Here is a 10,516-nt window from a genome sequence, read left to right as displayed (position 1 = left end):
TACTTTTTTGTTTCTCGCAACATTTATTTTGATTTTTTTTCGAAACTTTTAAAAGCTTCTCTAATCTCAACAAACAGCTCAAAACACCCTATTTTAAAGAACTTCGCCCCTTCTCTACTACATCATCTCTCTCTCAAAGCGGGTGCAAATATAGAAACTTATTTAACCATTATCCAAACCTTTTTTTAAGTATTTTTAAAACTATTTCTTAACTGCCTTAGAACTCGGAGGTTAAGCAGTGAAAAAAGTACTTAGTATTTAGTATTAAGTACAAAGAGTTGATTGCTATTCAGTAGGCAGTCTTCAGTTTGCAGTAAGTTTATGGTTTTTAGTTAATGGTTAATGGTTATTGGTTATTGGTTATTGGTTAATAGCAAACTACAAATTCTATAAAGGCTCAGAATACAAAATCTATATGCTCTTTCTTTATTCTTGCCTCCCCTTTTACTTCCGACTTCGGTCTTCGGACTTCTTTCAATAAGCAGTAAGTTTTTAGTTTTTAGTTAATGGTTAATGGTTAATGGTTAATGGTTAATGGCAAACTACAAATTCGAAAAAAGTTAGAAACAATCTATACTCTTTGCTCTTTATTCTTGTCTCCTTTTCTACTTCAAACTTCTTCAATCGATAAAAATTTCAGAAGAAAGGGTAGCTAATGTAATTAAAAAAAATGAATCCTACAACTATTTATTTACAAATGAGGTACTTACAGGATTTTCGTTACTTTTTTGACTGAAAAGACACCTTATCATTAGCATCTTTCCACTTATTTGTGAGTTCTGTATAGTCAAAATCGAGAGCCGATTCTTGTCTTTCTAGCTTTCCGTCGGCAAAAGCACGTTGTAAAATATCTTCAATTAAATAATCTTCATGAACTGCTTCTGGTTGGTATTCTATCTTTATATCAATATCAAACAAACTAGCGGTAGTATTATACCAGAAAGCGCGCCAACCACTTCTTAGCTCTTTAACCAAATCAAAAGCTGTAACTCCTGTTTGCCTGTGTATAAGCTTCACTAATATTTGTCCTTCTGTTCGGGTAAGTTTTTTTAATTCCGCAGAAAACTCATCCTCTATATAACGCTGTATAATTTTTGTATACTGCCTACGCTTCGATTTAGATTCTATTTTATCTAATCGGGCAGTTAATTCTGTTAATCTATCTGCGGCCAGTTTTGCATAGGGATACACTTTTATAGTTTTCCTCTTCAATATATAATAACGTACTTTATCTTTATAAGAGGCAAATCTCAATCTCTGAAATACAACTACAGGATCCAATTCGATCATACTCCTGGGAATAGAGTCGCCATCAAAGAAATAATATTGTCCTGCCAACGAATCTTTAACTGGTTCTACAATGGAATCCCCCTCCCTAATCTGTGCAGATACATTGAGGGTTTGAAAGAAAATTACTATATATATTAACTGTTTCAAGTAAACTTTTGCTTTTGTGTGTTCAAAAATAGCAAATTAGTTTTGCGACACTTATTAAATGTATACGAATATTAGTATTTTCGTGAACTTAAAATATATGATTTATGGCGAATAAGAAGATTATAAACTCAAATTCAATTAAGTTTCTTCAAAAATATTTAAACAATGCCTCTCCTACAGGCTATGAATGGGAAGGACAAAAGATATGGATGGAATATCTTAAGCCTTATGTAGACACATTTATAACCGACACCTACGGAACTGCTGTGGGAGTTATTAATCCTGAAGCAGAATATAAGGTTGTTATTGAAGGGCATTCTGATGAGATTTCTTGGTACGTAAATTATATTACGGACAACGGACTTATATATGTAATACGAAATGGAGGAAGCGATCATCAAATAGCTCCTTCTAAGGTAGTAAATATCCACACTAAAAACGGAATTGTAAAAGGTGTTTTTGGATGGCCAGCTATACATACAAGAGACAATAAGGATGAAAACAGTCCTAAACTAGACAATATATTTATAGATATAGGTGCAAAAGACAAAGAGGAAGTAGAAAAAATGGGCGTTCATGTAGGATGTGTTATTACATACCCTGATGAATTTTTTATTTTAAATGAAGATAAATTTGTTTGTCGCGCTATAGATAATCGTGCTGGTGGATTTATGATTGCAGAAGTAGCTCGTCTCTTACATGAAAACAAACAAAAACTTCCGTTTGGACTTTATATTACCAATTCTGTACAAGAAGAAATAGGTTTACGTGGTGCAGAAATGATTACGCAAACAATAAAACCGAATGTAGCCATTGTTACAGATGTTTGCCATGACACCACTACTCCAATGATAGAAAAGAAAAAACAAGGACATACCGAAATCGGGAAAGGACCTGTTATTTCTTACGCTCCAGCAGTTCAAAATAAATTACGAGAGTTAATTATTGAGACTGCGGAAGAAAAAAATATTCCTTTTCAGCGTATGGCTGCATCAAGATTTACTGGAACCGATACCGATGCATTTGCCTACAGCAATGGAGGCGTTGCCTCTGCATTAATATCGTTACCACTCCGTTATATGCATACTACAGTAGAAACGGTGCATAGAGATGATGTTGAAAATGTAATTAAGTTAATTTATGAAAGTCTTTTAAAGATAAAACCAAATGAAACTTTTAGTTATTTTGACTAAACATTTACGAGGACTTTATCGATAATATAATTACACTCCATATTGTATGGATGAATTTTATTTTTTTTGGTAACCTAAAATATAATTAATAAATAAAATTTTTTGGACGAACTAGTAGACATATTAGATAGCGAAGGAAATGCAACTGGGAAAGTGCTTTTAAAATCGGAGGCTCATAAAAAGGGACTCTTCCATCCTACTGCCCATGTTTGGCTATATACGCAAGAAGGAAAAGTACTCATTCAAAAAAGAGTTGCCGATAAGAAAACATTTCCAAATAAGTGGGATGTTTCTGTAGCTGGACATATTTCTGCTGGGGAAACTGCAGAAGTTTCCGCAGTTCGAGAAGTCCAAGAAGAAATAGGACTTACCATTTCTGAAAAGGATTTAGAAAAAATTGGAGTTCATCGTTCTTCGGTAGTTCATAGTAAGGATGTGATTGATTGTGAATTTCATCATATTTTTTTAGTTGAATTAAAACAACCTCTAGAAACATTGAGTCTTCAGGAGAGTGAAGTAGCGGAAATAAAACTAACACCTATAAATGTGTATTTAGCAGCGCTAAAAAACCACACGCTCATGAAAGATTACGTTCCTTTGGAACCCGATTATCTAGATTTGGTGTTTTCTGCCATCCGAAGAAAAATAATATAAATTTAAAGCCTCTGAAATTTCAGAGGCTTTTTGGTTAAATTTGCTTTAACCTCAAGATTATAAAACATGAAAAATACTATAGCCGAACGTATAGCCGATTTTTTAAAGCGTTTTCCTCCCTTTGAATTACTAAAACCGCATCAACTTTTGGAAGTAGCTAAGGAGGTAAAAGTAATTTATAAGCAAAAGGGAGCAGTTGTTTTTAATCAAGAGGAAGCTGGACACAATCAGTTTTATGTGGTTCATAAAGGAGCAATTGCTATTCAGCGAAATGAAAACAATGAAACAGAAACGCTCGACAAATGCGATGAAGGAGATATTTTTGGTCTGCGACCAATTTTTGCCAAAGAAAACTACATGATAAGCGCAATTGCAGAAGAAGAGTCTATATTGTATGCAATTCCGATTGATTCTTTTCAACCCATCATCAAAAGAAATTATCGTGTTGGTCAGTTTTTAATTGAAAGTTTTGCATCCAACACCAGAAATCCCTACTCACGGGAACACCGTGGGAAATTATATACAGAAGGAGAAGAAATTCCGCAGCAAGCATCTCCAGAATTATACGAGCTACAACCTGTTCGCTATGTTAAAAATATTATAGGATGCGAAAAAAACGAGGCAGTTTCTGAAGTAGCAAAGCTAATGTCTGAAAAAAATGTGGGTTCCATCCTCGTTATCGAGAACGATCTCCCCATTGGGGTAGTAACCGATAAGGATATTAGAAATACTATTGCGGTGGGTTTATTCCCTATTGATATTGCTGTTGAAAAAATAATGTCTTCTCCAGTAATTTGCTACCCAAAAGGACTTACCATAGCCCAAGCACAAGTAGCAATGATGAAACATAAAATTAGCCATATCTGCATTACAAAGGATGGCACTCCAAACAGTAAAGCTATTGGAATAGTATCGGAACACGATATTATTGTAAGTCAAGGAAACAATCCAGCTGCACTGATGAAAGCTATAAAAAGGGCGAATAAATCAAAAACTTTAAGAGCTATTCGTGGTAGAGTTATGCACTTATTGTCGGGTTATCTTCAACAAAACATTCCGATGACGCATGTGTCTAGAATTATGTTTGAGTTAAATGATGCCACCATTAAGAGAGTTATTGAAAGAAGTATTGATAAAATAGGCTCCTCTCCACCAGTTAAATTTGCGTGGATGTCTTTAGGTAGTCAAGGTAGAAAAGAACAACTTTTACATACCGACCAAGATAATGCCATTGTTTTTGAAGATGTAGCAGAAGCTATATACCCTGAAACAAAAGCATATTTTATTGAACTTGCCAAAATAGTAAACAAAGGACTGAGTACTATAGGGTATGAATATTGTCCTGCAGACATGATGGCTCGCAATCCAAACTACACCTTGTCTTTAACCGAATGGAAAAAACAATTTATTAAATGGATGACCGACCCTGGGAATAATGAAATATTATTGTGTTCTATTTTCTTTGATTACGATATTTCTTACGGTGATAGCAGTCTTACCAATCAACTTTCGGAAACTATTTTTAACCATCTTGATTCCAATCAGTTATTTTTAAATGCTCTGGCGGCTAGTTCTCTTAGAAATCCATCGCCGCTTGGATTTTTTAGACAGTTTCTTGTAGAAGCCAATGGAGAGTATAAAGACTTTTTTGATTTAAAGAAAAGAGCCATCATGCCAATTACCGATGCTGGAAGAGTGCTAACACTTCAACATAAAATAAAAAACATTAATAATACTGCTGAACGTTTTGAGAAATTAGCCGAATTAGAGCCCCATAATAAAGAACTCTATCTCTCCTGCTCTTATACCGCCAAGGCTTTATTAAAATTTAGAACGAAACAAGGACTTTTACACAACGATACTGGACGATTTATAGAATTAGAAACCTTAAGTAAAGAGGAGAAAATAAAATTAAAGCGCTGTTTTAAATCGATTAACGAAGTTCAAGAACTCATAAAATTGCGTTACAAAATAAGTACTTTTATATGATTCGGTTTTTTAAAAAACATCGACCAGAAGATCCAGATTTTTGGAAGGCATATGAAGCTAAGTTTTCAGAAAAGCTTCCTGAGTTTATTGATGAAAACGAATTTATTATCCTTGATACTGAAACCACTGGGTTTGATTATGACAAAGATAGAATCCTTTGCATTGGCGCTGTCAAATTAAAAAGCAACACAATTGAAGTTGCTAATGCATTTGAAATATACCTCCACCAAGAGCAATTTAATCCTGAAACCGTAAAAATTCATGGAATTGTAAAAAACGACCCTGAAAATACGGCCACAGAAGCAGAAGCCATTCAGCAATTTTTAGATTATATTGGAAATGCTGTTTTGGTTGCTCATCATGCAAATTTTGATATTGGAATGGTTAATCATGCTTTAAAAAGGTTGCAACTTCCTAAGTTAAAAAATAAGGTGTTAGACACCATGACATTGTATCGAGCTACTAGAATTAACTCTAATCTTATTGATAGAAATAAACATTATAGTTTAGATGAGCTTGCTGAAAATTTAAATATTTCTTTAAAAGATAGACATACCGCTTCTGGAGATGCCATGATTACTGCTATTGCTTTTTTGAAAACTATTTCTAGGCTCTACAAAAATGAAAGAGGAAAGCTTAAAGATTTATTTAAAATAAAATAAAGATACTACTCCAAAATGGTTTCATTATAAAAAATCATCTAGTCATTTCGATTAAAAGGAGAAGTCGCATTCCAATATTTAACTCAACAATATTTTCTGTAATGAGATGCCTCCCGTTGGTCGACAAGACTGCGAGGCTTTAGTCGTTTTGACTGAAAGGAGAAATCGCATTCCTACATTTAACTCAAGAGTATTTCGGGTGATGAGATGTCTCCCGCTGGTCGACATGACTGCGAGGCTTTAGTCGTTTTGACTGAAAGGAGAAATCGCATTCTAATATATAACTCAAGAGTTTTTCGGGTAATGAGATGTCTCCCGTTGGTCGACAAGACTGCGAGGCTTTAGTCGTTTTGACTAAAAGGAGAAATCGCATTCCAACACTTAACTCAACAATATTTTCTGTAATGAGATGTCTCCCATTGGTCGACAAAACTGCGAGGCTTTAGTCGTTTTGACTGAAAGGAGAAATTGCATTCCAATATATAACTCAACAATATTTTCTGTAATGAGATGCCTCCCGTTGGTCGACAAGACTGTGAAGCTTTAGTCGTTTCGACTGAAAGGAGAAATCGCATTCCAATATATAACTCAACAGTTTTTGATGATGGGATTTCTCTCGTTGGTCGACATGACTGCGAGGCTTTAGTCGTTTTGACTGAAAGGAGATATCGCATTCCAATATATAACTCAAGAGTTTTCGGGTGATGAGATGTCTCCCGTTGATCGACATGACTGTGAAGCTTTAGTCGTTTTGAGTAAAAGGAGAAATCGCATTCCGACACTTAACTCAAGAGTTTTCGGGTGATGAGATGTCTCTCGTTGGTCGACAAGACTGCGAGGCTTTAGTCGTTTTGAGTAAAAGGAGAAATCGCATTCCTACATTTAAATCTACAGTATTTCTGGTGATGAGATGTCTCCCGCTGGTCGACATGACTGTGAAGCTTTAGTCGTTTTGACTGAAAGGAGAAATCGCATTCCGATATATAACTCAACAGTATTTGATGATGGGATGTCTCTCGTTGGTCGACATGACTGTGAGGCTTTAGTCGTTTTGACTAAAAGGAGAAATTGCATTCCAATATATAACTCAAGAGTTTTCTGGTGATGGGATGTCTCTCGTTGGTCGACATGACTATGAGTATGAGTGTAAAAACACCTAAAAACTTAATTTATTTTACTTATTTATTATGATTTATAACTACGTAAAGAAACCCTAATTAGTTAGGCTTTTCAAACGTCTTACTATCTAAAGTATTTGTATTTAAAGATACTTTTGTAAAAGTTACAGGGGATTTATCTTTTGGAGCAACAACATTCCCTAAAGAATCTTTTGCATACCATACCAAAGTTTTTGGTAATTTAATTCCGTTTACCACTTGCCAATTATCATATTTTATAACACTGGTTTGGTCCTTTGGTTTATTATCAAAAAACGTTACGGTATATGCTAACCATTCCATTTGATGTGTATCTTTATTGTAATAAAGGTAGTAGTTATCTTTTGAGGAAGCTCCTACTCCATCTTGATATGCAATTTTTATTCCGGGGTACGTTTTTCCATCAACCACTAAAGGTTCTGTCTCGCTATATTTAATTCCATCGTCTGCTAGAACAAACGGCATAGCGTAGAAATAAAAGAATAGATTGTGATAAAAATCTGGATTCCCTTTAAAAGCAGCACTATCTTTTTCCATAAGCCATGCTTCTTCTCCGTTATAACCTACTGTATAATTAGACGATTCTATTATAGACTTCCTCGAATTTAAATCAACCGTATAGTTTTCTTCTCCCTTTGTAAAGAGAAGTGTTTTATTCTGTTGCCACGCATCCAAACTTCCATGCGCTTTAAAAACTTCTGCTAATTCTGAAGGGTATTTTTCTAAATTTAATTGTGAGGTTTCCTTTTTATTTTCGGAAGAACAAGCTATAATTATTACAACTAGAATGATTAGGGTAATTATTTTTTTCATGATTGAATTAGATATAGCTACTTTGACGAAAATAAAACAACTTCATTACATTGTGAATTATATAATTCTTAAATATTTTTAAAATAGAAAAGAGGCTGTCTAAAAAGTAATTCATAATTGTCGAGCTTGTCGAAGGATTTTTTGAGTGTTAGTTGTGAAACTTCGACAAGCTCAGTTTGACAAGCTCCTTTAGATGACATTTATAGTTTAGATACTTTTTAGACAACCTTGGAATTATTTTATTCTTACAATTTAGCTGCTAGCCCCGATGGAGCGGATACCCCGTTTGTGAGGCAGCGCCGAGCAAGCGTGTATGAGCGAGAGCGGGAAACAACATTGCTTTTAACGCATACCGCTATGCTCCTAATCTAATTTCTCTTTAATAATTTCGTCAACAACATCTGGATTTAACAGCGTACTCGTATCTCCCAAATTTGATAAATCGTTGGAAGCTATTTTACGTAAAATACGTCGCATAATTTTTCCACTACGTGTTTTTGGTAATCCGCTTACAAATTGAATTTTATCGAGTTTTGCAATCGGACCAATATGCTCAGTAATTTGCTGATTAATTTCGTTACGAACGTTATTTCTATCACGTGTTTCTCCTACTTCTTTCAAAATAACGAAACCATAAAGTGCATTTCCTTTAACGTCATGTGGGAAACCTACTATAGCGGATTCTGCCACTGCTGGGTGTTCATTAATAGCGTCTTCGATTGGTGCAGTCCCTAAATTATGACCAGAAACAATGACAACATCGTCTACACGGCCCGTAATTCTGTAGTAACCAACAGCATCTCGCAAAGCGCCATCTCCGGTAAAATACATGTTTTCAAAAGCAGAAAAATAGGTTTCTTTATACCGTTGATGATTTCCCCAAATAGTTCTGGCAATAGAAGGCCAAGGAAATTTTATACACATACGACCGCTAACGCGATTGCCTTTAATCTCTTTCCCTTCTTCATCCATCAATGCAGGTTGCACTCCTGGCAACGGCAAAGTAGCGTAGGTAGGAATAGTTGGCGTAGCATATGGAATTGGAGAAATCATAATCCCACCAGTTTCGGTTTGCCACCAAGTATCTACAATAGGACATTGCCCTTTTCCTACATTATCATTATACCAATGCCAAGCTTCTTCGTTTATAGGCTCTCCAACAGAACCCAATACTTTTAAAGAAGACAAGTCGTGTTTAGTTACAAAATCTAAATTTTCTTTTGCCAACGCACGAATAGCCGTTGGTGCTGTGTAAAACTGACTTACTTTATGTTTGTCTATAATTTCCCAAAAACGACCAAAGTCTGGATATGAGGGAACTCCTTCAAACATCACCGTTGTAGCCCCATTGGCAAGAGGTCCATAAACAATGTAACTGTGCCCAGTAATCCAGCCAATATCTGCAGTACACCAATAGACATCGTTTTCTTGGTATTGAAATATATTTTTAAAGGTATACGCCGTATTTACCATATAACCTCCTGTGGTATGAACCATTCCTTTTGGCGTTCCTGTGGAACCAGAGGTGTATAAAATAAATAATGGGTCTTCTGCATCTACAATTTCTGGTTCACAAACTGAGTCGGCTTCTTCGAGTAATGGTGCTAGCCACTCATCTCGATTTTCTTTCATATTAATATCTGTTCCAGTACGTTTTGCTACTAAAACAGTTTCTATACAATCACATTTCTCCAATGCTTCATCTACAATTCCTTTTAAATCTATTGATTTATTTCCTCGGAAAGAACCATCCGAAGTAACTAATAGTTTACAATCGGAATCGTTAATTCGTGTTGCTAATGCTGTGGAAGAAAACCCTGCAAAAACAACCGAATGAATTGCTCCTATTCTAGCACATGCCAAAACAGAAACGGCCAATTCTGGAATCATAGGAAGGTAAATACATACACGATCTCCTTTTTTTATTCCTTTTGATTTTAGCACATTTGCGAATTTGCAAACACGCTCGTGTAAATCTTTATACGTAATATGTAAAGCTTCTTCTTCAGGACTATTGGGCTCCCATATAATAGCGGTTTTATCGCCTCGGGTGCGCAAATGCCTATCTATACAATTCTCGGTAATGTTTAATTTGGCTCCTTCAAACCATTTAATTTCGGGTTTGGTGAAATCCCATTCTAAAACATTATCCCATTTTTTTCGCCATATAAAGTGCTCTTCGGCTACTTCTCCCCAAAAACTCTCTGGGTCGCGAACAGACTTTCGGTAAACTTGAAAATACTCTTCTAAGTGTTTGATGTGGTAATTACTCATGGTGACTAATGTACTTATTTTTATGGAAAATACCTAAAACGAAAACGATAGAAATGTAACATTCAAAGTAGTAGAAAATCAAAAACACAAACTACAAATAATTAATTATCAGCTAAATACAATATTTTACTTTACAATTATATATTTATAATCAAAAATCCAAAAATTAGCAGTTTGTAAGATAATAATAGCTGTTAATAGTTTAACAGAAGTAGTTAAGCGAAAAAACAACTTTTATATAATTAATTGATAACAAAAAAGAGGCTGTCTAAAAAATAACTGAAATCATTAATGTCCGAGTAAAAATACAAGACCGCTTCGCTGTAAGAGAAAAGAA

General features: G+C 34.9%; 7 protein-coding genes. 4 read left to right on the top strand and 3 right to left on the bottom strand.

Annotated features, from left to right (window positions below; all coding sequences use genetic code 11):
- Window positions 1–720 precede the first annotated feature (720 nt).
- A complete protein-coding gene (locus JOOMADRAFT_RS12990) occupies window positions 721–1,437 on the bottom strand; it encodes a DUF4294 domain-containing protein (RefSeq protein WP_008614086.1) in 717 nt (238 codons plus the stop codon).
- A 104-nt stretch (window positions 1,438–1,541) separates the two neighbouring features.
- Between JOOMADRAFT_RS12990 and JOOMADRAFT_RS12985 the strand changes: the two genes are divergently transcribed.
- The 4 genes from JOOMADRAFT_RS12985 (at window position 1,542) to JOOMADRAFT_RS12970 (ending at window position 5,935) form a co-directional block, all read left to right on the top strand.
- Complete coding sequence (locus JOOMADRAFT_RS12985) at window positions 1,542–2,630, top strand: M42 family metallopeptidase (RefSeq protein WP_008614085.1); 1,089 nt, start codon at window positions 1,542–1,544, stop codon at window positions 2,628–2,630.
- 102 nt (window positions 2,631–2,732) lie between these two features.
- The gene (locus JOOMADRAFT_RS12980) at window positions 2,733–3,284 is read left to right on the top strand and encodes an NUDIX hydrolase (protein ID WP_008614084.1); all 552 of its coding nucleotides are present in this window, start codon (window positions 2,733–2,735) and stop codon (window positions 3,282–3,284) included.
- 66 nt (window positions 3,285–3,350) lie between these two features.
- Window positions 3,351–5,273 carry a DUF294 nucleotidyltransferase-like domain-containing protein gene (locus tag JOOMADRAFT_RS12975; RefSeq protein ID WP_008614083.1) on the top strand — a complete coding sequence of 641 codons (1,923 nt, stop codon included), beginning with the start codon at window positions 3,351–3,353 and terminating at the stop codon, window positions 5,271–5,273.
- Complete coding sequence (locus tag JOOMADRAFT_RS12970; protein ID WP_008614082.1) at window positions 5,270–5,935, top strand: 3'-5' exonuclease; 666 nt, start codon at window positions 5,270–5,272, stop codon at window positions 5,933–5,935. Before JOOMADRAFT_RS12975 ends, JOOMADRAFT_RS12970 begins: the two co-directional genes overlap by 4 nt.
- Window positions 5,936–7,152: 1,217 nt before the next feature.
- On the opposite strand, the gene JOOMADRAFT_RS12965 is transcribed toward JOOMADRAFT_RS12970, so the two are convergent.
- Entirely contained in the window at window positions 7,153–7,905 is a 753-nt protein-coding gene (locus JOOMADRAFT_RS12965; RefSeq protein ID WP_008614081.1) for a DUF6503 family protein, read from the bottom strand.
- Between the two features lie 363 nt (window positions 7,906–8,268).
- Window positions 8,269–10,179, bottom strand: coding sequence for an acetate--CoA ligase (acs, locus tag JOOMADRAFT_RS12960; protein WP_008614079.1), 1,911 nt, complete (start codon window positions 10,177–10,179; stop codon window positions 8,269–8,271).
- Between the last annotated feature and the right edge of the window lie 337 nt (window positions 10,180–10,516).

The organism is Galbibacter orientalis DSM 19592 (genome assembly GCF_000260115.1).
GTDB classification, from domain to species: Bacteria; Bacteroidota; Bacteroidia; order Flavobacteriales; family Flavobacteriaceae; genus Galbibacter; species Galbibacter orientalis.
Note: the sequence above shows the minus strand (reverse complement) of the source record. Positions and strands in the feature narration are given on the sequence as shown.